General features: G+C 72.4%; 17 protein-coding genes and 1 other RNA gene. 7 read left to right on the top strand and 11 right to left on the bottom strand.

The window, feature by feature from the left end; all coding sequences use genetic code 11:
- Positions 1 to 12 precede the first annotated feature (12 nt).
- Entirely contained in the window at positions 13 to 942 is a 930-nt protein-coding gene (locus ABZ860_RS09725; RefSeq protein ID WP_357217485.1) for a DUF3068 domain-containing protein, read from the bottom strand.
- A 215-nt stretch (positions 943 to 1,157) separates the two neighbouring features.
- On the opposite strand from ABZ860_RS09725, the gene ABZ860_RS09720 reads away from it, so the two are divergent.
- The gene (locus ABZ860_RS09720) at positions 1,158 to 2,435 is read left to right on the top strand and encodes an acyltransferase (RefSeq protein ID WP_357217483.1); all 1,278 of its coding nucleotides are present in this window, start codon (positions 1,158 to 1,160) and stop codon (positions 2,433 to 2,435) included.
- A 1,938-nt stretch (positions 2,436 to 4,373) separates the two neighbouring features.
- The gene (locus tag ABZ860_RS09715) at positions 4,374 to 5,111 is read left to right on the top strand and encodes a class I SAM-dependent methyltransferase (protein WP_357217480.1); all 738 of its coding nucleotides are present in this window, start codon (positions 4,374 to 4,376) and stop codon (positions 5,109 to 5,111) included.
- On the opposite strand, the gene ABZ860_RS09710 is transcribed toward ABZ860_RS09715, so the two are convergent.
- The 5 genes from ABZ860_RS09710 to ABZ860_RS09690 form a co-directional block, all read right to left on the bottom strand.
- A complete protein-coding gene (locus ABZ860_RS09710; RefSeq protein WP_357217477.1) occupies positions 5,052 to 6,047 on the bottom strand; it encodes a DUF3068 domain-containing protein in 996 nt (331 codons plus the stop codon). The two genes, ABZ860_RS09715 and ABZ860_RS09710, sit on opposite strands and share 60 nt — an antisense overlap.
- Positions 6,044 to 10,183 carry an alpha-(1->3)-arabinofuranosyltransferase family protein gene (locus ABZ860_RS09705; RefSeq protein WP_357217475.1) on the bottom strand — a complete coding sequence of 1,380 codons (4,140 nt, stop codon included), beginning with the start codon at positions 10,181 to 10,183 and terminating at the stop codon, positions 6,044 to 6,046. Before ABZ860_RS09705 ends, ABZ860_RS09710 begins: the two co-directional genes overlap by 4 nt.
- Before the next feature lie 8 nt (positions 10,184 to 10,191).
- Entirely contained in the window at positions 10,192 to 11,481 is a 1,290-nt protein-coding gene (locus ABZ860_RS09700; protein ID WP_357217472.1) for a glycosyltransferase family 4 protein, read from the bottom strand.
- Positions 11,482 to 11,704: 223 nt separating this feature from the next.
- Positions 11,705 to 11,836: a hypothetical protein gene (locus ABZ860_RS09695; RefSeq protein ID WP_357217470.1), complete on the bottom strand. Its 132-nt coding sequence runs from the start codon at positions 11,834 to 11,836 to the stop codon at positions 11,705 to 11,707.
- A gap of 134 nt (positions 11,837 to 11,970) precedes the next feature.
- Complete coding sequence (locus tag ABZ860_RS09690) at positions 11,971 to 13,575, bottom strand: hypothetical protein (RefSeq protein WP_357217466.1); 1,605 nt, start codon at positions 13,573 to 13,575, stop codon at positions 11,971 to 11,973.
- 144 nt (positions 13,576 to 13,719) lie between these two features.
- On the opposite strand from ABZ860_RS09690, the gene ABZ860_RS09685 reads away from it, so the two are divergent.
- Positions 13,720 to 14,343, top strand: a complete 624-nt coding sequence (locus tag ABZ860_RS09685; RefSeq protein ID WP_357217463.1) for an NAD(P)H-dependent oxidoreductase — start codon at positions 13,720 to 13,722, stop codon at positions 14,341 to 14,343.
- Between the two features lie 129 nt (positions 14,344 to 14,472).
- Here ABZ860_RS09685 and ABZ860_RS09680 read toward each other — a convergent pair whose 3' ends face one another.
- Entirely contained in the window at positions 14,473 to 16,680 is a 2,208-nt protein-coding gene (locus tag ABZ860_RS09680; protein WP_357217628.1) for an acyl-CoA dehydrogenase, read from the bottom strand.
- Positions 16,681 to 16,849: 169 nt separating this feature from the next.
- On the opposite strand from ABZ860_RS09680, the gene ABZ860_RS09675 reads away from it, so the two are divergent.
- Both ABZ860_RS09675 and ABZ860_RS09670 read left to right on the top strand, forming a co-directional pair.
- Positions 16,850 to 17,932: a trypsin-like peptidase domain-containing protein gene (locus ABZ860_RS09675; protein ID WP_357217460.1), complete on the top strand. Its 1,083-nt coding sequence runs from the start codon at positions 16,850 to 16,852 to the stop codon at positions 17,930 to 17,932.
- A 78-nt stretch (positions 17,933 to 18,010) separates the two neighbouring features.
- Positions 18,011 to 19,051 (top strand): adenosine deaminase, encoded by a 1,041-nt coding sequence (locus tag ABZ860_RS09670; RefSeq protein WP_357217458.1) that lies wholly within the window; start codon positions 18,011 to 18,013, stop codon positions 19,049 to 19,051.
- Positions 19,052 to 19,066: 15 nt separating this feature from the next.
- Here ABZ860_RS09670 and ABZ860_RS09665 read toward each other — a convergent pair whose 3' ends face one another.
- The 3 genes from ABZ860_RS09665 to ABZ860_RS09655 are packed head-to-tail and all read right to left on the bottom strand — an operon-like array spanning position 19,067 to position 20,376.
- Complete coding sequence (locus ABZ860_RS09665; protein ID WP_357217456.1) at positions 19,067 to 19,471, bottom strand: type II toxin-antitoxin system VapC family toxin; 405 nt, start codon at positions 19,469 to 19,471, stop codon at positions 19,067 to 19,069.
- A gap of 14 nt (positions 19,472 to 19,485) precedes the next feature.
- Positions 19,486 to 19,773 (bottom strand): hypothetical protein, encoded by a 288-nt coding sequence (locus ABZ860_RS09660; protein WP_357217453.1) that lies wholly within the window; start codon positions 19,771 to 19,773, stop codon positions 19,486 to 19,488.
- A 48-nt stretch (positions 19,774 to 19,821) separates the two neighbouring features.
- Positions 19,822 to 20,376 (bottom strand): UTRA domain-containing protein, encoded by a 555-nt coding sequence (locus tag ABZ860_RS09655; protein ID WP_357217450.1) that lies wholly within the window; start codon positions 20,374 to 20,376, stop codon positions 19,822 to 19,824.
- A gap of 134 nt (positions 20,377 to 20,510) precedes the next feature.
- Here ABZ860_RS09655 and ABZ860_RS09650 point away from each other — a divergent pair, with 134 nt between their 5' ends.
- Entirely contained in the window at positions 20,511 to 21,107 is a 597-nt protein-coding gene (locus ABZ860_RS09650) for a helix-turn-helix domain-containing protein (RefSeq protein ID WP_357217447.1), read from the top strand.
- Positions 21,108 to 21,214: 107 nt separating this feature from the next.
- The gene (locus ABZ860_RS09645; protein ID WP_357217444.1) at positions 21,215 to 22,387 is read left to right on the top strand and encodes an MFS transporter; all 1,173 of its coding nucleotides are present in this window, start codon (positions 21,215 to 21,217) and stop codon (positions 22,385 to 22,387) included.
- A gap of 52 nt (positions 22,388 to 22,439) precedes the next feature.
- Here ABZ860_RS09645 and ssrA read toward each other — a convergent pair.
- Positions 22,440 to 22,825, bottom strand: a transfer-messenger RNA (tmRNA) gene (gene ssrA / locus ABZ860_RS09640).
- Positions 22,826 to 22,999: the final 174 nt, after the last annotated feature.

Here is a 22,999-nt window from a genome sequence, read left to right as displayed (position 1 = left end):
GGCTTTCCCCGGTCAGTCCACGCGGCCCGGCCGCAGCAGCAGCCACACCCCGACGACGGCGAGCGCGAGCCCGAGGATGAGCGCCACCAGCGGGAGCGTCGTCTTGATCAGCGTGATCTGGGCCATGTTGTCGCGAGCCGTCTGGACGAGCTCGCCGACGGTCTGCGGCGTGAACGAGGCGGTGGCGATGAGGGCGGGCATGCGCTCGACGCCGTCGGCCGTCTTCAGCACCTCATGGCGCTGCTGCTCCTGCTTGACCGGGACGCCGGTGGTCGGCTCGACCCAGAAGGTGTTCACGCCGTCGTAGACGCGGTCGACCTGGATGTCGCCCTTCCCCTTCATGCCGAGCACGGAGGCGGGCGCGCTGAGCTTCTCGATGGGCGTCGGCGGGACCTTCTGCACGAACCGGTAGACCGGCAGGCCGTCGACCGTGTCCTCGCCGTCGAACGTGGCGTCGTACGCCTTGCGGGTGTCGGTGTTGAACACCTGGTAGGTCTTCTTCTCGACGCCGAACGGGAACAGGAAGATCTGGCCCTGCAGCTGCACCGGCTGGGCTCCGGAACCGCTGTTCACGCTCGTGCCGCAGCAGGTGACGCCCTGGCCGTTGTATTTGTTGAACGCGCTGCGGAACTGCGTCATGGAGATCTGCGGGTTGTTGTTGGTCACGTCGTTGGCGTTGGTGAACTGGTCCCACACGACGTGGTCGTCCTTGGCCTCCTTGACATCGCCCCTGGTCGTGACCGTGATGTCGAGGGTGCCGGTGAGGACCTTCAGATCCCGCTTGCTGAAGTACCGCGCGTTCTCGGCGGTCAGCCGCGTGATGCTGTACTGGTTCGCCGGCGCCTGCACGAGTTTGTCCGCGACCTGGAACCTCAGCAGCGGCGCGAGAACGACAAGGAACGCCCCGAGTCCTACGAGGACCACTCCCAATCCGCGGCGCATCGCTCCTCCTGGGGCAGGCCAGTTACTGCCTATTTGTCCTGAAACACGTTCCTATTTCGCTGTATGTTAGACGGGGCGGTGACCAACGTCACGAGGGATGCGGAAAAGTGACCGAAACAGGTTCTAGCTCGACGGCGACTCGTGACATGTTACCGGCCGGTTCGCAACCCGTTCGTGACACACCCGTGCTTTCCGGTCAGGTGCCCTCCGGCCATGTGGACGCCCTCGACGGCGTGCGGGCGCTCGCGGCCGTCGCCGTCCTCGTCTTCCACGTCGCGATCGAGTCGGCGGCGGCGCTGCGGGACAACTTCTTCAGCAGCCTGCTCGCCCGGGGAGACGTCGCGGTCCCCATCTTCTTCGCGCTGTCCGGGCTGCTCCTCTACCGGCCCTACGCGCGCGCGGCGCTGCTCGGCGAGCGTCCCCCGGGCACCCGCGTCTACCTGATCAAGCGCGCCCTGCGCATCCTCCCGGCCTACTGGCTGGTCGTGGTCGTGGCGATGACGCTGTGGGCCGGGCCCCACCTGGGCGACGTCAAGACGTGGCTGCAACTGCTGCTGCTCGGCCAGACCTACGAGATCCACCCCTGGTGGTTCGGCCTGGGGCCGCGCGGGCTCGCCCAGATGTGGAGCCTGTGCGTCGAGGCCGCCTTCTACGTGCTGCTGCCGCTGGTCGCCGCCGCGCTGGCGGCGTACGCCCGGCGCGGCGGCCCCGGTCTCGACGCCCGCGCCCGGCGGCTGCTGACGGGCGTCGCCGTGCTCGCCGCCTCGTCGTTCGCGTGGGCGCTGCTCACCTACTTCCCCGTCTATCGGCCCTACCTGAACACCTGGCTCCCCCGGGCCTGGGTGTTCTTCGCGGTCGGCATGGCGCTGGCCGTCGTCTCCGAATGGGCCCGGCAGGAGACCGGCGAGAACGGCCCCGCGCGCCGGTTCGTCCGGGCCGTGGGGGCGTCGGCGGGCTCGTTCCTGCTCGTCGCCGCCCTCGCGTACGCCGTGGCGGCCTCGCCGCTGACCGGCACGCGCTTCAGCGGCGTGGACGGCGTCTGGGCGGACCTGTCGGAGCTCGCCCTGTACGCCACCGTGGCGGCCGGGCTGGTGACCCCGGCCGCGCTGCTGCCGGCGGAGGGCTCGCCGTACGGCCGCTTCCTGAGCAGCCGGGTGATGCGCTTCCTCGGCCGGGTGTCCTACGGCGTGTTCCTGTGGCAGTTCGTGGCCCTGTATCTCTGGTACGACTTCACCGAGCAGCAGGCGTGGAGCGGGAACTTCGCCGGCAACCTGGTCGTGGTCGGCACGCTCACGCTGCTGCTCGCCACGCTCACCCATCGCTACGTCGAGGAGCCGGCGAGGCGCCTGGCACGCCTGGCGACTTCTTCACGGAGTTCTTCGGGGACTTCTTCACCGAGTCCTTCACAGCGGGACTCTTCGAAGGAGACGCCGAGCGGGACGGGGATGGAGACGGAGATGGCGACGGGGACGGCGACGGCGCCGCGGCCGTAGGGGCGGGTCTGCCCGGCACCGGGTCGCCGTAGGCGAAGCCCTTCAGGCAGACCGCCGCCGGGTCGTCCAGGCGGATCAGCAGCCCCTTGCCGATGGCCGTGACCGGGAACTGCACCAGCGCGCCGCCGGAGCCGGTGGCGTGGAACCGCAGCTGCCCCCGCTGCCCGCTCATCTCGTAGCTGCCGGTGCCGGCGCGCCTGGCGGTGTAGGCCAGCCCGGCGACCGGCCCCGGCCCGCCGAAGGACACGACGTCGGGGAAGAAGATCGCGTCCCCGAGGAGCGGGAAGCACGAGCGGTCCCCCGGCGGCACCACCCCGACCGACGCCTTCACCTCGGCCGGCGCGAGCCCACCCTTGTCGTCGAAGACGAGCGCGTGCTCCGACGGCTCGGGCACGCGCATCCGGGCGCGCAGCGCGGGCCGGGCGAGCGGGGCCAGCAGGTGGTGGCTGAGCCTGCGGTTGCCGTTCCACGGCAGCACGATGTCCCCGGGAAGCGGGCTGGAGTAGATCACCGCCGTGTCCGGCACTTCGGCGAGGGAGGCCCGCACGGCGGCCAGGTAGGCCCGCACCCGGTCTCCCGACAGCGTGTCGCGGTAGTTCTGGATCGACACGATCGACATCGCGAGATAGGCGCCCGCGAGGAGCCCCGCCGCCGTCGGCAGCCCGCTCCCTGCGGGAACCGGGCGGCGGTAGGGCTCGGCCTCGTCCCGCGTGGGCAGCAGGGCGAGCCCCAGGCAGACCGCGAGCACGATCGCGGCGTCCGCCACGTACCGGGTCTCGGAGCCGACGACCTGGGTGAGCCCGGTGCCCCGCGCGATCGCCGTCGGCACGCCGTCGGCGGCCACCAGGTAGCCCGCCAGGATCAGCCAGGCGCGCGCGGCCCGCCGCCGCCACAGCACGGTGGCGACGACCAGTGCGGCGAGCACGGCCCATCCGGCGGCCACCAGCAGCGGGCTGGGGTCGGCCAGCCCGCCGTTGGGCAGCACCGGGCCCCACGACAGCGGCCCGCCGACCACCCCGGCCGGGAAGACCTCGCCGAGCATGCGGCCCAGCAGGTCCGCCGCGTTGCCCGGCGCCGGCACGGCCGCGCCCTCACCCGGCGCGGTGCCGCGGCGGGCGAGGTACAGCGCCGCGTATCCGCCCATCAGCAGCGCATACGAGCCCCACAGGCGCCAGTGGGAGCGCAGCTCGCGGAGCATGAGCGCGACCCACGGGCCCGTCCACGGCCGCAGGTGCGACGTGGTGAGCGCGAACAGCAGGAACGGGACGAAGACCCCCTTCGTGCTGAACGCCATGCCCACCAGGACCCAGAAGAAGGCCCGGCGGGCGTGCCGCGCCCCGCCCTCCCCGGCCCACCTGACCTGCGCCGCCAGCGCCATGACCATCGCGAGCTGGAGCGGCACCGCGTTGATCGCGGCCGACCACCAGCCGAAGGCCGGGACCGTCAGCGGCGAGAACAGGGCGAAGGTGAGCGGCAGCAGGATGCCGGGCCGGGTGCCGAACAGCCGCACGAGCAGCCGCAGCAGCATGACCGCCACCGCCGCCTGGATTGCGAACGTGACCGCCGAGACCAGCAGCCAGTTGTACGGCGACAGCCGCGACAGCACCCAGGTGAGCCCGAGCGCCCCCGGCATCAGGTGGCCCTTGTGGACGCGGAACAGGAAGTCGAACGTCAGGGTGTGCTCGTAGGCGTCGCCCACGAACAGGAAGTCGTCCTCGACGAAGGAGGAGGACGTCAGGACGGGGATCCGGACCGCCAGCGACGCCACGACCAGCAGGACCGCCGCGATCATGACAGGGTTCGCCAGGCCCTCGCGCCATCGCGGCAGCGCGACGCCGGGCCGTCCGGTACGCATGATCTCGCTCATCGCGATTCTCCCAGCACTGTGGGACAAAAAGGGATGTTATGCTCCGGCGCACCCGACAGGAGAGTGACGTCGTGCACGCCGAGCCGTTCCGCGCCGACCTGGCCCGTTCGATCCGCCTGTTCAGCGCCTTCCGCAAGGAGCAGACCGACCCCGACTTCTTCTACGGCCTGCTCGCCCAGGACACCGTCGCCCAGCTCGCGGCGTACGCCGACCTCGACGGCGCGCTCGTCGCGGACGTCGGCGGCGGGCCCGGCTACTTCACCGACGCGCTGCGCGCCGTGGGCGCGCGGCCGGTGTGCGTCGACTGCGACGCCGGGGAGATGAGCGCGCGCACCGGCGCCGTCCCCGACGGCGCGGTGCTCGGCAGCGCCCTCGACCTGCCGATGAAGACCGGCTCTGTCGACGTGTGCTTCTCCTCCAACGTGCTGGAGCACGTGCCCGACCCGTGGCGGATGGGCGACGAGATGGTGCGGGTGACGCGGCCGGGCGGCATCGTCTACCTGTCGTTCACCAACTGGCTGTCGCCGTGGGGCGGCCACGAGACCTCGCCGTGGCACTACCTGGGCGGGCACCACGCCGCGCGCCGCTACGCGCGCCGCCACGGCCGCGCTCCGAAGAACGTGTACGGCACGAGCCTGTACGCCGTCTCGGTGGCCCGGGCGCTCGCGTGGGCCAGGCGGCATCCCGGCGCCGACCTCGTCGACGCCCTGCCGCGCTACCACCCCCGCTGGGCGACCCCGGTGGTCCATCTACCCGGCGTTCGCGAGATCGTGACCTGGAACCTGCTGCTGGTGCTGCGCCGCCGGTGACCTCCTCGGCCGGGCCGCGATCCGTGCGGCGACGGCGAGCACCACGGCGAGCAGGGCGGCGAGCAGGCCGCACGCCAGCGGGATCCACTCGCGCGTCAGCAGGATCCACCGGCGGAACCTGGCCGCCTCGTCCGCGAAGGCGCGCACTTCGGCGGTGCTCGTCATCAGGTCCGCGTCGAAGGCGACCTGCCGCTCGGCCTGGTCGGGCGTGCGCAACGTGTCGCGCCGCCGCTCCTGCGTGCGCACGGTCAGCCCGCTCTCCGGCTCGACCCAGATCGTGCGGGTGATCTCGGTGTACCTCGCCACGGCGACCCGCTCCTCGCCGGGCATGCCGACCGTCGTGCCGGGCACCGGGCCGGGCAGGTCGGCGGTCTTCACCGGCCCGGCCGAGTAGGTGTAGCGGTAGGTCGGCACGCCCTCGACGGTCTCCTCGCGCTCGAACCGCATCGGCGCCTCCCGCCGCAGCACCGGGTCGAACATCGTGTACGAGCGCGGCTCGGCCCCCGCGGGCAGGCGGAAGGCCAGCCCGGTCTGCCGCACACCGGGGTCGTCGTCGACGTACTCCCCGCAGCACTCGACGGCCAGGCCGGTCCGCCGGTCGAAGGCCGTGCGGCGCTCGTGGTAGTCGACGCGCTCGCCGTCGCGGGTGTCGAGCGAGGAGAACTCCACCCAGACGGCCGTACGGTCGTCGCCCGCCTGCGGATCGCCGTAGACGGCCACCGTGTTCTGCACCGGGACGTTGCTGTGCAGGCGGAAGGTGGCGGTGTCGAGGTAGGTGGCCGAGGGCGAGACGAGCCGCTGGACGCGGGTCTGCTCCAGCGGCAGGACAGTGGTCCGCGGATAGACGTAGAAGTGGAACAGCGCCCCCACGGTGATCAGGAAGGCGATGCCCGCCAGGAGGAGCGTGCGCCGAAGCCGCACGAGCGCGCCGGTCATCGGGCCGCCTCCCCCTGCTCACGCACAGCACCGTCGCGTACGGCGGCCAGCAGCCGGGCGAGCACGACGAGACAGAGCACGTCGGCGGCCAGGCCCTGGCCGGCGGCCTGGGCGAGCCCGGCGAAGCCGAGCGCGACGAGCACCACCCAGGCCGAGGCGGCGTGGCGGGCGAAGGCCCGCAGGCGGCTCGGACCGGCGTGCTGGGCGCCGGCGATCCCACGCAGCCACAGGAACGCCGCCAGCGCGGCGGCGACGACGACCACGCCCGCCACGCCCCCGGCCCACAGGCCGGCGAGCGGCGCCGCGATCCACACCCACAGCGCGCGGACGCGGCCCGGCCCCACGGCGCGCAGCCGCGACCGGCCGCGCACCAGCGCCAGGGCCACCACCACGAGGGCCAGGCCCAGCCCGGCGAACAGCGCCGTGCGGTAGGCGGGGTCGGGCTCGTAGCGCAGCACCACCTCGCCGCCGCCGGCCGGCAGTTCCCAGGCCTGCCGCCAGCCGTCGAGCCGTGCCGGGGTCAGCCGCGCGCCGTCGAGGTAAGCCTGCCAGCCGGCGTTGTAGTTCTCGTTCACCACGAGGTAGGAGGGCGCGGCGGCGGTGACCTTGAGGCGGCGCTCCTGCGGCCCCCACGACGTCACCGTGGCGGGGGTCGCGCGCACCGCCGCGCGGTCCTCCTCCGCTCCGTCGTCCAGCACCACGGAGCGCACCCGGAAGCCGTCGCTCGGCGCCACGCTGACCCGGCTGCGGCCCTCGGTCAGGTGCACCGGCGCGCACCCCGAGTAGGTCAGCGGACGGCCGTTGAGCACGTCGTCGAGCGTGCCGCCGACCACCCGGGTCGGCACGTCGTCGCCGTCCACCCGCAGCGTCGGGCCGTAGCCGCAGGGCAGCCGCAGCGGGATGGCGCCGAGGCCGCCGAGGGGCTTCACCCCGGGGACGGCGATCTCGGCCACCTCGATCGCGCGGGAGGCGGGCGCGGTGAACTCGACGGTGAACTTCCGCGTCTTCAGCGCGGGGAACGCGAACACGCCGTCGCGGTCCACCCAGCCCTGCACCGCTCGCTCTCCCGCGCGCAGCGTGAGCTTCACCGGCGGGATGCCCTGCGCCGAGTCGGGGAACAGCACCCGGATCCGGGAGAACGTCCGGGTCCTGCCCAGGTCGATCGACAGCGTCGGATGCCGGTCGAACGGCTGGGCGTACCACAGCGTCGAGGGGTCGCCGTCCATCGCCTGGCGGCCCAGCACGGCCCCGTGCTCGGTCGCCGTGGACGACGCGCTGACGTGCGGATACTGGTTCGGCAGCGTGGTGATCAAGTCCGCCGCCCTCGGATCGGTGAGCACGGCCTGCCCGCGCACCGTGCGCACGCCGTCGCGCGCCACCGGGATGAGCCGGTCGAACCCGTAGCCGTCCTCGCCGAGGATCTGCAGGCGCGAGGAGCAGGTCCAGGTGACCGAGCCCCGCATGCACGCGTCGGCGTCCCCGCGCTTGGTGAGCAGCACGGTCCCGGGGTCGCCCGTGCCGGTGTCCGGCACCGAGATCGTCCGCACCGCCCGCACGCCCGGGATGCGCAGGTCGGTGATGCCGACCCGGCTGCCGAGCGCGGTCCTCGGCTCGTACGCGAGCCTGGTCACCCGGATCCGCAGCCAGGAGCTCTTCCCCGGCGCCGGGCGCAGCGGCTGAAGCGCGTCGGTCCGCGCCACCGCCACCCGCTGGACGCCGCGCTCGGTCTCCAGCGCGACCTCGGCCACCGGCGGGCCGATCGCCCCCTGCTCGAAGGCCGCCGAGATCTCGGTCAGGTCCACCTGACCGGTGAAGCGGACCTCCAGCCACTCCCCCACCGCGCCGTGCCAGCCGTCCGAGCGCCACCCCGTGCGCGGGTCCTCGTCGAGCGCGGCGTACGGCTGCCGCCCCGGGTCGCGCTGGCCCACGGCGGCCGTGACGGCGGAGTCCGCCGACGAGGCGGTGACGTCCTTGACGTCGAGGTAGCGGGCGGTCGAGGTGGCCGCCGACCAGGCCGGATCGGTGAGGTCGGTCGTGACCGGCGCCTGGTTGCCCGTCAGCGTGGCCGACGCGATGCGCCGTACGTCGCCGACCACGATGTCCCGTTTGCGCAGTGTGTCGGTGAGGATCGTGTCGCGGCCGGGGATCGCCGCCGCGCCCGGCTCGTCGCCCACGAGCACCGGCCGGTCGTCGGCGAGCAGGCCCTCCTCGGCCATGTCGAGCACGGCCTCGGGTGCGCCCTCCACGTGCAGCGTGCCCGCACGGGGCACGGTCGCGGCGAGCGGGGCCGACCCGGGGATCTGGTAGACCTCCAGCGCCGGGTAGGGCTGGTCGAGCCAGCCCGAGGCGGTGCCGTTCGCGGTCAGGCCGACCAGCGGCCCGAACTCGGCGGTCCTGGACAGCCCGGAGTCCTGCAGGGTCTGGTGCACCCGGGCAGGCCAGGCGGTCCCGAGCGTCTCCCTGACCAGGTCGTTGCGGATGAGCAGGTAGGTCACCCCGGCGCGGCGCAGCGCCTCGGTCAGGCCGCGCGAGCCGCGCCCGGTGGCGAAGCGCTCGTCCACCGCCTGCACGAGCCTGGCCAGGCCGGGCGATCCCCACGGCACGTTGGCGTGAGTGGCCCAGCGCACGGTCAGCAGCGACTGCATGGGCTCGTCGAGCGGGCGGCCCCACAGATACTCGCCCCGGGCCGAGCCGGGCATGGCGAGCACCATGCCGTCGCCCGCGTTGCGGTTCAGCCAGGCCGCCGCCTGCCGCCAGTAGGCGGGGAGGTCCGCGAAGGAACCCCGAGCGGTGACCCCGGCCGTCCCGACCGGCACGAGCGTGAGCGCGAGCAGCCCGGCCGCCACCGCGGTGACCGGCCTGCGCAGGCGCACCGGCCCGGCGATCGGCAGCGCGGCCAGCCCCAGCGCCAGCGGCAGCCGGATCAGCGCGTCGAACTTGTGCAGGTTGCGGAAGGGCGCGAGCGGCCCGTCGAGCAGGTCCCTGACCTGGCCGGTCCAGGGATGGGCGAGGTCGCCCGCGTGACCGGCGGTGACGATCAGCAGGCCCGCGATCACGCACAGGACCAGGAATGTCCGCTCGGGGGTCGCCCTGCGGACGACGCCGGTCAGGCCGAGCCCGGCCACCAGCGCCGTGGCGGCGACCAGCGACGGCACGGTCGCCTGCTCGTAGGACGCCGGCAGCCACGGCTGCCCGTCCACCGGCAGGAACGAGATCCAGCTCGACGTGCCGCGCAGCGCGTTCAGCAGGGAGGTGACGCTGGTGGTCGCCGACGCCGTCTCGATGAACGGCAGGAACGAGAAGATGTAGCGGCCGAGCAGCAGCAGCGGGACGAGCCACCACATCGACACGAGGCCGACGAACAGCAGCCACCACCCGAGCAGGGCCCATGTGCGCCCACCGTGGCGACGGCTCAGCAGGTACAGGAGCGGGACGACGAGGACGGCCAGCTCCGCCGCGGCGTTGACGCCGCCCGCGAACAGGAACGCAACGGCCGACAGTGCGGCGGCCCTGCGTGAGCTCGCGCCCTCCCGGGTGCCGTTCACCAGCGGCAGCAGCACCCACGGCAGCACGGCGCTCGGCTGGAACTCCGAGGAGTTGATCCCGATCAGGGCCAGCGCGTGCGGGGCCAGGGCGTAGGCGAGCGCGCCGAGGATCCGGGTGCCGGGCGAGCCGATGCCCAGGGCCCGGGCCAGCCGCTCGGTCCCGAGGAACGCCGCGCACAGCACGAGCGACATCCACAGCCGCTGGATGTCCCAGGCCGGCATGTCCATCGCCCGGAAGAGCACGTAGAACGGGCCCATCGGGAAGAGATAGCCGTACGCCTGGTTCTGCAGGTGGCCGAAGTAGGCCGGGTCCCACAGGTGCAGCGCGCGCGAGAGGAACCCCAGGGGGTTCACCGCCATGTCGAGCTTGGTCTCGGAGATCACCGCGCCGGGCGCGGTGTTGAAGGCGACGGCCGCCAGCAGCAGGCAGCCGGCCAGGAGCCGGAGCCGGTGCCGCAGCGCCCGGCCCGGCGCCGCGGGAGGGGCGGAGCGAGCCGGCTCCGGGGCCCCGGCGATCGCATCCGGCGCGCGGCTCACCCCTTCCCCGGCGGGACCGGGCTCCCGCGGCTCGACCGAGACGTCAACGGACACGGGCGCGCTCAGGGCTTCTCACGGGGGTCGGCCGCACACGTCTCGAGGGTTCGCGCGGGAAGCCTGCCGAGCTCGGCCGCGACCAGTCCGGTCATGGCCGCCCCCGTCTTCCCCCAGGTGAACTCGCCCGCCCAGAGACGGCACGCCCGGGCCATCCGCGCCCTCGTCAGGGGGTCGTCCAGCTCCCGCAGCGCCTGGCCGACCACGTCGGCGAGCCGCTCGCCGTCGCGCACCAGCCACCCCGTCACGCCGTGCCGTACGGAGTCGCGCAGGCCAGCCACGTCGTAGGCGACGGTAGGCACGCCCAGCGCCGCCGCCTCGATCACGGTCAGCCCCCATCCCTCGAACTCCGAGGCCGTGACGTTGAGCCTGGCGCCGCTCAGCACCGCGTTCTTCTCCGCCTCCGGCAGGAACCCGTGCAGGTGGACGCGTCCGGCGACGTCGGGCCTGCCCGCCCGTTCGGCCAGCCGGTCGTGCTCGGGGCCCCGCCCGACGACGTGCACGTGCAGGCCGGGACGGCCCGGCGCCAGCTCGGCGGCGAGCTCGACCACCCGCTCGACGCGCTTGTGGCCGACCAGGCGGCCGAGGTAGACGACCGCCGGGTCGCCCGGCACCGGCTCCCGCGCGACGGGCCTGGCGGTCGGGCTGCCGTTGGGCACGACCTCGATCGGGGCCAGCCAGCGAAGGCGCTCGCGCAGCTCGTCGCGGGAGGACTCGGAGACCGTCACCGTCGTGCACCGCCGATAGAGCAGCCGCGCCACCGGCCCCTCGATGAAGCAGCCGATCCGCGCCAGCCACCGGGGAAAGAACGCGTAGAACTGCCGGTCGTGCACGTGGTGGACCACGCAGATCACCCGCGTACGGCGGCGCGCCACGACCGGCGAGAAGAACGGGATGCCGTTCATGCAGTCGACGACCACGTCGAACCTGCGGCGGTGCAGCAGCAGCCAGAGCGGGACGAGGAGGTAGACCAGATACTTGTTGCCCATCCTGCGCAGCTCGATGCCGTCACGCGACTCGGCGCGGGTCTGGTACCGCTCCCGGCTGGTGACGAAGTGGACGCGCGCCCCCTGGCCGACGAGGTAGGCGGACACCCGCCAGGCGTACTCCTCCGCGCCGCCCGCGACGGTCTGGCTCGGCTCGCGGAAGTTCAGCACGGCCACGCGCACGCCGTCGAGCAGGGGAACGGCGGCCGGAGCCGCGCCTGCGCCGGCGGCCGCCAGGTGCGGCCTGTCGGGCGGCTCGGGAAGGGGGGCCGGGTGCCCCGAGGACTTCGCCTTCGCACCCTGTGCGACCACGACCACTCCTTCGGGTGACGCGTCTCGGCGGCGAGTTCGGGGAGGCACCGCGGGACGCGGCCGCCGGGACGGATGGTCCCGGGCGCGGCGGATGAGGCGGTGCGGGCGAATCGGGGCACGGACGCATGAGGGCATGGCGAGACCACGCCCCTGACGAACTGGGTCTTCGCGGGGAGTCCTTTTCGAGGGAGTCCTTATGGAACGGGCGTCAGGTCTGGTGCGCTCACCTGTCGCCGTAGTTGTAGAGCGGCTTGTTGGGCGGCTCGGCGGAGGGCGCGGCCACGTTGACGACCGCCATGGAGGCGGCGCCAGCGAGCACGGCCCCGACCGCGAGAGCAGCCAGCACCTTCAACACGGATGCTTCCTCCTTGTCGGAACGCGCGGTGCGCCGAGATTAGAACGTGATACAGCTCCTACACCATAGCCTTGGTCAAACCGTGATAAAAAGACTTACCGTCCAGTATGCCACCCCTTGCCGATCTTGCCTGATCACAGGCGTACCAGGAGTAGTTCGCGGCCTCTGTAGACGGGAGTCGCCCCCGGCAACCGGGACAAGAACGTGTTCTCGCCAACTCCACCGGCGAGCACATACCGCACCCCCTCCCGCTTGAGCGCCCCGGTGAGCGGCACCGCAGCGGGCCCGGCCAGCAGCGCGCCGATCCGCCGCGCGCGGGGGCTCTCTGCGGCCACCCGGATCCGTCTCCCGCCGCCCGTGCCGACGACGAGCGCGTCGTTCCACACCACCGGCCGGGAGAACATCTTGGTGGCGGGGTCGAGGACCACCCGGCCGCCGTTCCAGGAGAACGCCCGGTAGGCGCTCCAGGGCAGCGACAGCACCGCGCCGGGAGCGGGGTCCCCGTCGACGACGGCCTGGACGCGGCGCCACTCCTCGGGATACTCGGCCGTCCCGAGCCTGCCGAACGCGCCCAGCGCGAACGTCGGCAGGACCAGCACCGGCACCGCCGTCGCGGCCGCCGCGACCGGCGCCGGCATGGCGGCGCGCAGGGCCGCCACCGCCACCGCGACCCCCATGGCCTGCGCCAGCGCGAGCGGCGCGACGTACACCTGGCCGTCGCGCAGCGGGCCGAACCCCGCCCACCATCCGATCAGAGCGCGCGGCACGCCGGGCGCGAAGGCCCCGGCGCACGCGATCAGGACACCGGCGCACGCCGCCACGGCCAGCCCCCGCCACCACGCGGGCCGCCGCACGAACCCGAGCCGTACGAACCCGGCGACCGCGACGAGAGCGAGGGCGAGGCGGACGGCGGCGAGGGCGGACATGTCCTGTCCGGGCACGGTGGCGTGGGAGTTCCAGATGCCGCCGAGCGTGAGCAGGCTGCCGAGCGTTCCGAACGGCCCGTCCGCCCGGGGCGCGAAGGCGGCCACCCCGGCGGGATCGGCCGCGGCGTCCGCTCTGAGCACCGAGACGAGCGCGGGGACGAGCCACGGCAGGCTGAGCACGGCCAGGACGCCCAGCGGCGGCGACACCGCGGACAGCACCGCCCGCACCCCTCCTCCCCCGCCGCCTCGCCGCCGGCCCAGCGCGGCCACCGGGAGCACGGTCAGGGCGCTGACGAGCATGGCCTGGAACCCGCCCACGGCGGCGGGCAGGAGGGCCGCCGCGAGCCGCGCGGCCCCGCCGCGCGCGGCGGCGCGCACGGCCCAGGGCAGCCCGGCGTATCCGAGCAGCAGCGCCCACTGCCCGATGAGCAGGCGCTGGGCCAGGTAGGCGTTCCAGGCGTAGAACGCCGCCGCGGCCAGCCGGGGCACGACCGCGCCCTCCGGCAGGGCGTCGCGCGCGAGAGCCGCCGCCCCCGAGGCGGCCAGCACGAACAATCCGAGCAGGATCGCCTTCTGGACGATCTCCGCAGGCAGCAGGACCGATAGCAGCGCCACGACCTGGTCGCTCGGCACGGCCCGGGGGAACCCGTCGCCGAGGCGCAGCGGCGGGCCGGGGACGAACACCATGTCGTAGCGGAGCACGAACCCCGGCCCGAGGGCGGGCCCGAGCGCCAGCACCCCTGACGCGAGTCCCAGCGCAGCCGGCCCGAACCGCGCGAGCACCGACCCGGGGGCGGCGCCGTCACGTCCCACGAGGTCAGGCCGGGCAGATCGGAAGGGCCGCCACATGCCGTACAGGCTAGTGGCGCGTCGTCACTCAGACCCTCCTTGACCAACCGGACTCCAGTCCGTATCGTTGACCGCAGTAATCGGACCGCAGTCCGGAAAGGAACGGATATGAGTGGATTGCTGTATATCTCCGCCTCGCCCCGCGGCACCGAGTCGATCTCGTCGGCCATCGCGGAGACCTTCGTCGACGAATACCTGACGACCCACCCGGGCCACGTCGTCGACCGCTTCGACCTCTGGGACGGCACGCTGCCCGAGTTCGGCCCCGCCGCCGCGCGGGCCAAGATGACCGTCTTCGGCGGCGGCACGCCCGAGGGCGAGCAGGCCGAGGCATGGGCCGCCGCCGTCAGGACGTTCGAGCGCTTCGACTCCTACGACCGGTACCTGTTCAGCGTGCCGATGTGGAACTCGGGCGTGCCGTACAAGCTCAAGCAGTTCATCGACGTCGTCAGCCAGCCCGCGAAGGTCTTCGACGTCCATCCGGAGACGGGTTACCGCGGTTTGCTGACCGGCAAGCGGGCGGCCGTCGTCTACACCAGCGCGGTGTGGGGGCCGGGGCTCGGGCCGGAGTTCGGCAACGACTTCCAGTCGACGTTCTTCGACGGCTGGCTGAGGTGGGCGGGCGTCGCCGACATCCAGGAGATCCGCCACCACCCCACGCTCACCGGCTCCTACGACATCGCGCGAAAGCAGGCCGACGAGCGCGCCCGCCAGATCGCCCGCACCTTCTAGTAGTGCCGGCCTAGTGGTGCCGGCCGGCCCCCATCTGCTCGCGGCGACCATCCCGATCGCCTGACGAAGCGCCGGCGGCGGCCGGTCGCGCGGGCGCCTGGAACGCCCGTACGACCGGCCGCCGCGGGGCTACTTGCCCGGCTCAGGGTCGCGGGGCAGGCCGAGCATGCGCTCGGCGATGATGTTGAGCTGCACCTCCGTGGTGCCGCCGTAGATCGTCATCGCGCGGGTGGCGAGCACGGCGCGGTTCCAGTAGCCGGCGTCGCCGAGCTTCCAGTCGGCCGCGGTGACGGCGGCCGGGCCGAGCAGCGAGACCGCCACCTCGGAGACGTGCTGCGCGTGCGCGGTGGACAGCAGCTTGCGCACCGACGCGTCGGCGCCCGGCTCGCTGCCGGCGAGCTGCTTGAGGGTCACCCGCAGCGACAGCGCGTTGATCGAGTGCGCCTCGCAGACGACGCGGGCGAGGTCCTGCCGCTCGGCGGCGGTGAGCTCGCGGCTCAGCCGGCCGGCCAGGCCGAGCAGGTCGGGCACCGAGGCGCCGGTGCCGCCCGAGCCGGACGACAGCGAGACCCGCTCGTTCGACAGCGTGTTCCTGGCGACCCGCCAGCCCTCGTCGACCTCGCCGACGACCAGGTCGTCCGGCACGAAGACGTCGTCGAGGAACACCTCGTTGAACAGGTTCTCCCCGGTCATCTCGGTCAGCGGCCGCACGGTGACGCCGGGCGCCTTCATGTCCACGAGGAAGTAGGTGATGCCGTCGTGCTTGGGCTTGGAGGTGTCGGACCGGGCGATGCAGATGGCCCACTCGGCGACGTGCGCCACCGAAGTCCAGATCTTCTGGCCGTTGAGCTTCCAGCCACCCTCGACCTTCTCCGCCTTCATCTGCAGCGACGCGAGGTCGGAGCCGGCCCCCGGCTCGGAGAAGAGCTGGCACCAGATCAGCTCGCCGCTCAGCGTCGGCGGCAGGAACCGCTCCTGCTGCTCCGGCGTGCCGTACGTGACCAGCGACGGCACCACCCAGGCACCGATGATCATCTGCGGCAGCTTGATCTTGGCCGCTCTGACCTCCTGGTGGATCAGCACCTGCTCCAGCGGGGAGGCCGCACGGCCCCAGGGCTTGGGCAGGTGCGGCATGACGAAACCGGCCTTGGCCAGGGCCCGCTTCTGCTCGGCGCCCTCCAGTGGGGCGATCTCGGCGAGCTCCGCCCGGATCGACTCGCGCAGCGGCTCCGACTCCTCCGGCAGGTCGATCTCCATCTCCCGGGCGACGCCCTGGAGCGCGAGCGCGGCCACCCGGTCGGACCACTCGGAGGAGGAGCCAAGCAGCGCGCGGATGGTCAGCGCCCGGCGGTAGTACAGGTGCGCGTCGTGCTCGAAGGTGTAGCCGATGCCGCCGAACGTCTGGATCGCGTCCTTGGCGCACTGCACGGCGGCGTCGGGCGCCATGACGGCGGCGATCGCGGCGGCGTAGTCGCGCTCGGCGCCCTCCGCCCGGGTGGCGTCCCAGACCGTGGCCCGCGCCTGCTCCAGCGCCACCAGCATTCGCGAGATCTTGTGCTTGATGCCCTGGAACTGGCCGATCGGGCGGCCGAACTGCACCCGGACCTTGGCGTAGTCGGCGGCGGCGGACACACACCAGGCGGCCACCCCTGCCGCGTCCGCGCCGAGGACGACCGCGGCCGCGTTCCGCACCTCGGCGCCGGTCAGGCCGGTGAGCACCCGCTCGGCGGGCACCCGTACGCCGTCCAGCTCGACCTTGGCCACACCCCGGGTGAGGTCGAGCGACTTGACCGCGGTGACCGTCGCCTGGGCGGCGTCGACGGCCACCCACTCCTCGCCGCCGTCCGTCACCACCGGCAGGACCAGCACGTCGGCGACCACCGCGCCGAGGACGTACCCGGCCGCGCCGCTGATCGTCAGCGCGTCGCCGTCGCGGACACCGGTGATCTCGGCCTCGAGCGCCACCGCGCCGGTCAGCGATCCGTCCGCGAGCCCGGGCAGCAGGTCGGCCTGCGCCTTGCCCTCGGAGGCGAGGATCGCGGCACTGGCGAGCACGGTCGGCACCATCGGGCCGGGCGCCACCCGCTCCGACAGCGCCTCGATCGCCACGGCCGCCTCCAGCAGGCCGTAGCCGGAGCCGCCGAACTCCTCCGGGACGTGCAGCCCGAGCAGCCCCTGGCCGGCGAGAGCGGGCCAGAAGGCCGGGCGCTCCTCCGTTCCCGGATCGGCGAGGACACCCACCGTGCTTCGCACGAGGTCGGCGGGCACGGCCCGCTCGGCCCATCCGGTCACCGACTCGCGAAGCGCCTCGTGCTCCTCGCTCAGCCCGATCGCCATAAGATCCTCCAGCACTAGATCCTTGTAGAACCATATTCTAGAGGAATATTCGCTGGCTAGGCCGGGTTCCGCGGGCTCCGGTATCGGCCGTTCCCGGCACCCGTCATGACCTGCGCCGGTCCCGGCGTGCCGCCTTGCGGCGACCGTTCCCGCAGGTAGACAGGGGACTATGCAGCTCTCACGGAAGGTCCTCCGCACGGTCGCCGCCCCGGCCGTGGCCGCGCTGGTCGCGGGGGGATGCGCGCCGGGGACCACCCCGGGCGAGACCGCCTCTCCGACGGCCCCTCCGAAGACGGGGACGGCCGCGCCCATGCCGTCCCGCCCGATCGAGCTCGAGACGGCCTACGAGCAGGTCATCAAGAGGGTCCTTCCGTCGATCGTGCAGATCACCACAGGACAGGCGCTGGGCTCGGGCATCGTCTACGACACCGACGGCCACATCCTGACGAACGCCCACGTCGTGGGCGCCGCCACGGAGTTCCAGGTCACGCTGGCGACCGGCGGCAAGCCGAGGAAGGCCAGGCTGGTGAGCTCCTATCCCCCGGGCGACCTGGCGATCATCCAGGTCGAGAACAAGAACGGGCTGACGCCCGCGACCTTCGGCCGCTCCGCGAACCTCAAGGTCGGGCAGATCGTGCTCGCGATGGGCAACCCGCTCGGCTTCTCCGGCAGCGTGACCCAGGGCATCGTGTCGGCACTGGGCCGCACCGTGACGGGCGAAAGGCACGCCGGCGGCGGGGCCGCGACCATCACCAACGCCGTCCAGACCTCCGCGCCCATCAACCCCGGCAACAGCGGCGGCGCGCTGGTGGACCTGTCCGGCCAGGTCATCGGCATCCCGACGCTGGCCGCCGTCGATCCCAACCTGGGCGCCGCGCCCGGCCTCGGCTTCGCGATCCCGAGCGACACCGCGACCGACATCGCCCGCCAGATCATCCAGCACGGCCGGGTCGTCAACAGCCATCGGGCGGCCCTGGGCGTACGGGTCGGCACGGCGGTCGACGCGGACGGCAACCCGATCGGCGTGGCCGTCGGCTCGGTGTCCCCCGGCGGCGGCGCGGCCACGGCGGGCATCCGCCCCGGCGACGTGATCGTGAAGGTCAACGGCACGCCCACGCCCACCGCCAGCGACCTGTCGCAGGTCCTGGTGGCACTCAAACCGGGCGACAAGGCTCGGGTCGAGCTGATGCAGCCGGACGGCACCAAGAGGACGGTGACCGTCGTGCTCAGCGAGTTGCAGGCCGGGGGGTGAGCCCGATCCTGACAAAGTGGTGTGAGATACCGCGGAAACGCTTGGAGGTGGCTCCTACCTGCTTGTTACGTTCTGTCCGTGATCTCCCCGCAACTCGCCCGGTTCATCGCCGGGCTGCCCAAGGCGGAACTGCACGTGCACCACATCGGTGCGGCGTCACCGCACATCGTCGCCGAACTCGCCGCGCGTTACGAGGGGACGACGACCGTGCCCGCCGACCCCGCACAGGTCGAGGCCTTCTACGACTTCCGCGACTTCGCTCATTTCCTCCAGGTCTACCCGCAGATCGTGGACCTGGTGAGGACACCCGAGGACCTGTGGACGCTGATCTACGGCGTCGGCGGCGACCTGGCCGCCCAGCGGGTGCGGTACGCCGAGCTCACCGTCACCCCGCAGCCCCACCTGGCCCGGGGCTTCGCCCCCCAGGAGTTCTGCGAGGTGATCGAGGACGCCCGCCGCAGGGTCGAGGCGGACTTCGGCACCATCCTGCGCTGGTGCTTCGACATCCCCGGCATCCCGGGCCCGCCCGCCGACCAGACGCTCGCCATCGCGCTCGACCAGCGGCCGGACGGCCTGGTCAGTTTCGGTCTCGGCGGCGCGGAGGCGGGGGTGCCCCGATCGTGGTTCGCCCCGCACTTCGCCGCGGCCCGCGCCGCCGGCCTCCACTCGGTGCCGCACGCCGGCGAGGTCGTCGGCGCCGACCACGTCTGGCAGGCCGTACGCGACCTCGGCGCCGAGCGGATCGCGCACGGCGTCCACAGCGTGCAGGACCGCGCACTGCTGGAGCACCTGGCCGAGCACGAGATCACGCTGGAGGTCTGCCCCACCTCCAACGTCTGCACGCGGTCGGTGCCCAGCCTGGCCGAGCATCCGCTGCCCGCGCTGGTCGCGGCCGGGGTGCCGATCACGGTGAACACCGACGACCCGCCGATGTTCGGCACCGACCTGAACCGGGAGTACGCCGTGGCGGCCGAGCTGCTCTCCCTCGACGAGAAGGGCGTCGCCGATCTGGCCCGCGCCGCGGTCGAGGCGTCCTTCCTCGGCGCTGAGGGCACGTCGGCCCTGCTCGCGGAGATCGACGCCTACGCCGGTCAGAACTCGTGGGCGCCGCTCACCTGAGCGCTTCGGGGTGAGTCAGCCCGTCGCGCCCGGAGGCCGCGAGACGGCCACGACTTCCACCATGCCGTCGAGACCGGTGAAGTCCTTCGGATTGGCTGTGTAGAGAGGAAGCCCATTGCTGGCGGCGATCGCGGCGATCATCAAGTCGGCCACCCTGCCGCGTGGCTCCCGGCCGGAGATGCGAACGGCAGCGCATATCTGGCCGTATATGCGGGCAGCCTCGGCGTCGTAGGGCAGCGCGTCAAAAGTGGCCTCGACATGCTGCAGGACGGCTATTCTCCGGGCCCGCTTGATCGGGTCAGCGGTGGCATGCGGCGCGTCCGACAACTCGCCGAGCGTGACAGCCGTGATCAGGGATGCTTCCGGAAGTTCGGCGGCATCGAACAGGGACAGGACGGCCACGATGTTGGTGTCGAGCACACCTTCCGCATGTCTCACAGGCCGGTCCCCTCCAGCGGATCGGCGGGCAACTCCTGATCGATCACGGCGTCCAGGTCGGCGCGGAGTTCGTCGACATCGAGGACAGGCGCGGTAGCGAAAACGGCCAGCACCTCCGCCGTTGGAACGGCCCGGCGGCGCTTGATCGGGATGACGTCGGCAAGCGGTTCACCGTTGATCGTCAACACATACTGCTGTCCCTGCCGCAGCCCCCGGGTGATGCTGCCGGAGTCGCTGACGAACTGCCGCACACTGACATCGACAGGTCTGGGTCTGGCGCTCATCGTTCCATCCTAACGACCCGTACTACGCCGTACCACAGTACACGTCGGTCAGAACTCGTCGGCGCCGCTCACCTGAACGATGTCGAAGACGTGCCGGGAGGCGGCGCAGACCGTCTCCAGCACGTGGATCGGCAGGTCGTCGGACGAGTACGCGGCCCGCACGATCTGGACCACCCACTCGCCGGGGTCCAAGCCCAGAACGGCGCCCTCGTCACCCCGGGGCGGCCGGGCCACCAGGTGCTCCTCGGCCCGACCGAACCGGTGGCCCCGCTCCTCGATGCGCGCCTGCAGGCTCGGTGCCAGGAAGCCCGGCTCGCACAGCGGCGTGTCCGCGAAGAGGTCGAGCCGCAGGAAGCTCGTCGCGATCCGCACCGGCACGTCGCCGGCGAGCAGCAGCTTGCGCCGGGCCAGCACCGGCGTGCCCGGCTCGACCCGCAGACCGGCGGCCACGTGCTCGGACGCGGGCTCCGGGCCGACGTACAGCATCCGGCGCCCGGCCCGCACGCCCTGCCGCTGCGCCTCGGTCAGGAACAGCGAGGCCGATCCCCGTACGGCAGGCTCCGACGGCAACGACCGCCGCACCACGATTTCCGGCTCCCCCACGGCGCCCCCTCCCACGTCACACCCCGACTCTAGGTACTCGTCCTGCCTGAGAGCCACTCCAGGGGTGGGCTCCACGGGGTGACACGGGCAGGAGTATTGAAACGGTCGGTTCAAAACTTTGCTAGGCTGCCTGCATGGCCCGGCCGAGGACGTTCGACGAGGAGCGGGCCCTGGACGCGGCGATGCGCACGTTCTGGGAGAAGGGCTACGAGGCCGCTTCCACACAGGACCTGTGCGACGCCACCGGACTGGGCCGCAGCAGCATCTATAACACCTTCAAGAGCAAGCAGGATCTGTTCGAGCGCGCACTGGGTCGCTATCTCGACAGCATGACCACCGCTCACCTGGCCATCCTGGAGGACTCGACGAGGAGCGGCGCCGATCGCATCCGCGCCCTGCTCGCCCTGGTCGTCGAGGATGAGACCGCGAACCGGACCGGCGGTCGCGGCCCGGGTTGCCTGGGCGTGAACACCACGGTGGAAGCGGCCGCCCACGAGACCCGGGCGGCCGAAATGCTGGAGCGTGACACGACCCGGCGACTGTCGGCCCTCCGCACAACCATCGAGGAGGGCCGCCGCGACGGAAGCATCGCCTCGGCGCGCCAACCGATAGCGCTGGCCCGATTCGTCAACGCGGCCATCGCCGGCATGCGCGTCTCCAGCCAGGGAGGCGCGGACCGCGCGGCCCTGGAGTCCATCGCCGAGATCACCCTGGACGCCCTGACCCGCTGAACCGCCGCCCGGACCGCCGACCCTGGCACCATCCACACCCGGACGGTGCCTTCGCACGCCCCGATTTTGAACCGATCTATCCAAAACTCTGCAGATGGAGAACGTACATGCCTCGTGCCGTATACGTGCTGGCGCTCGGCATCTTCGCCATGGTGACCAGCGAGTTCGCGGTCGCCGGGCTGATGCCGGAGATGGCCGCCGGGCTGGACGCCACCGTTCCCCAGATCGGCTACCTCATCACCGCGTTCGCGGTGGCGATGGCGGCCGGGGGGCCGTTCCTGGCCGTGGCGGTGGCGAAGCTGCCGCCGCGCACGGCGCTGACGGCACTGCTCGCGGTATTCCTGGCGGGCAACGTGCTGGCCGCCACGGCGACCGGCTACGGCACCATGATGGGCGCCCGGATCATCACCGGCATCGCCTCACAGGCCTTCTTCGGCGTCGGCATCTCGTTGTGCGCCCGTCTCGCCCGGCCCGAGATCCGCGGCCGGGCGATCGCGGTGGCCATGAACGGCCTGATGCTGGGCACCCTCTTGGGGCTGCCGCTGTCCACGATGATCGGCGAGCGGTTCGGCTGGCGGGCGGCGTTCTGGGCCGTCTCCCTGCTCGCTCTGACCGCCGCCGTGGCAACCCTGATCGGTGTGCCGCACCTGAACCGGGTCGAGGGCGGCGGTCTCCGCCAGGAGGCCGGCGTCTTGACCAGGCCCAGGCTGTGGCTGGTGCTGTCGACCAGCACGCTCATCATCGGCGCCACCTTCTCGGCCTTCAGCTACTTCAACCCCATCCTCACCGAGGTCACCGGGTTCTCCCCCGGAGCGGTCCCCCTGCTACTGATCGCCTACGGAGCCGCCACCGTCGTCGGGAACACCGTGGTCGGCCGCCTCGCCGACCGCCACACCGTTCCCGTCCTCGCGATCGGCCTCGTCCTCAACCTGGTCTTCCTCACCGGCTTCGCCGCCTTCGCCGACCTGCCCGGCCCGGCGGTCGTCTGCATGATGGGCGTCGGCCTGGCCGGCGTGACCATGAACCCGGCGATGGCCACCCGTGTTCAGCGCACCGGCAACGCCGGCCCGCTGGTCAACACGGTCCATTCCTCATTCATCACCCTCGGCATCATCATCGGCTCCTCCGTCGGGGCCGTCGTCATCGACGCCTGGGGGTTGCGGGCCCCGCTGTGGCTCGGCGCCACGCTGGCGCTGGCCGGTCTGGCCACCCTCCTGCCCGACCTCGTCCACCGTCCCTCCGACCCGCTCGCTCAGGACGAACAGCCGCAACGGGTCTAGACGCGAAAGGGCGGGGAGGAAGCGGTCGCTTCCTCCCCGCCCTTTCGCGGAGATGTGGAGGTGGCGGGAATCGAACCCGCGTCCTTCAACACCAAGACAGGGCTTCTCCGGGTGCAGCCTGTTGCGCTTTTCTCGGCCCCGGCAATCTCACAGGCGAGTCGCCGACGGGCCCAGTCACTGTTTGATTTCCCGTACGGCCCCGTGACCGGGCCGGACGGTTGAGCCTTCTAGCGATGTCAGTTCCGGGCCGAAGGCACTCCCGGGCTGACAGAGGTTTCTCGCTGCTTAGGCGGCGAGAGCCAGGGAAGCCTGGCTGACCTCAGTGCTCTTCTTATTGGCACTTATTTGTTCGCGGTCACAGTGTTGACGGGGTTATGTCCGCAGTCCCCGACCCGCTTCCCCTGACTTGCAATGTCGAAGTCGAAACCGGTCACCCCCTGTGCAGTTGTCAATCCAGGCCCGAGGACCTGGCGTCACAAGCTTACTCATGACAACACCGGTGACGCGACTCGAATTCCTTGCCCACCCACCGGCGGGCCGGTGGGACGCCGAGGCCCCCGGGAACGCGGCCTCTGGCACGCGCCCCGGGGGCCGACCGGCAGGGTCGAGCCG

Source organism: Microbispora sp. NPDC046973 (genome assembly GCF_040644495.1).
In the GTDB taxonomy this organism is placed as follows: domain Bacteria; phylum Actinomycetota; class Actinomycetes; order Streptosporangiales; family Streptosporangiaceae; genus Microbispora.
Note: the sequence above shows the minus strand (reverse complement) of the source record. Positions and strands in the feature narration are given on the sequence as shown.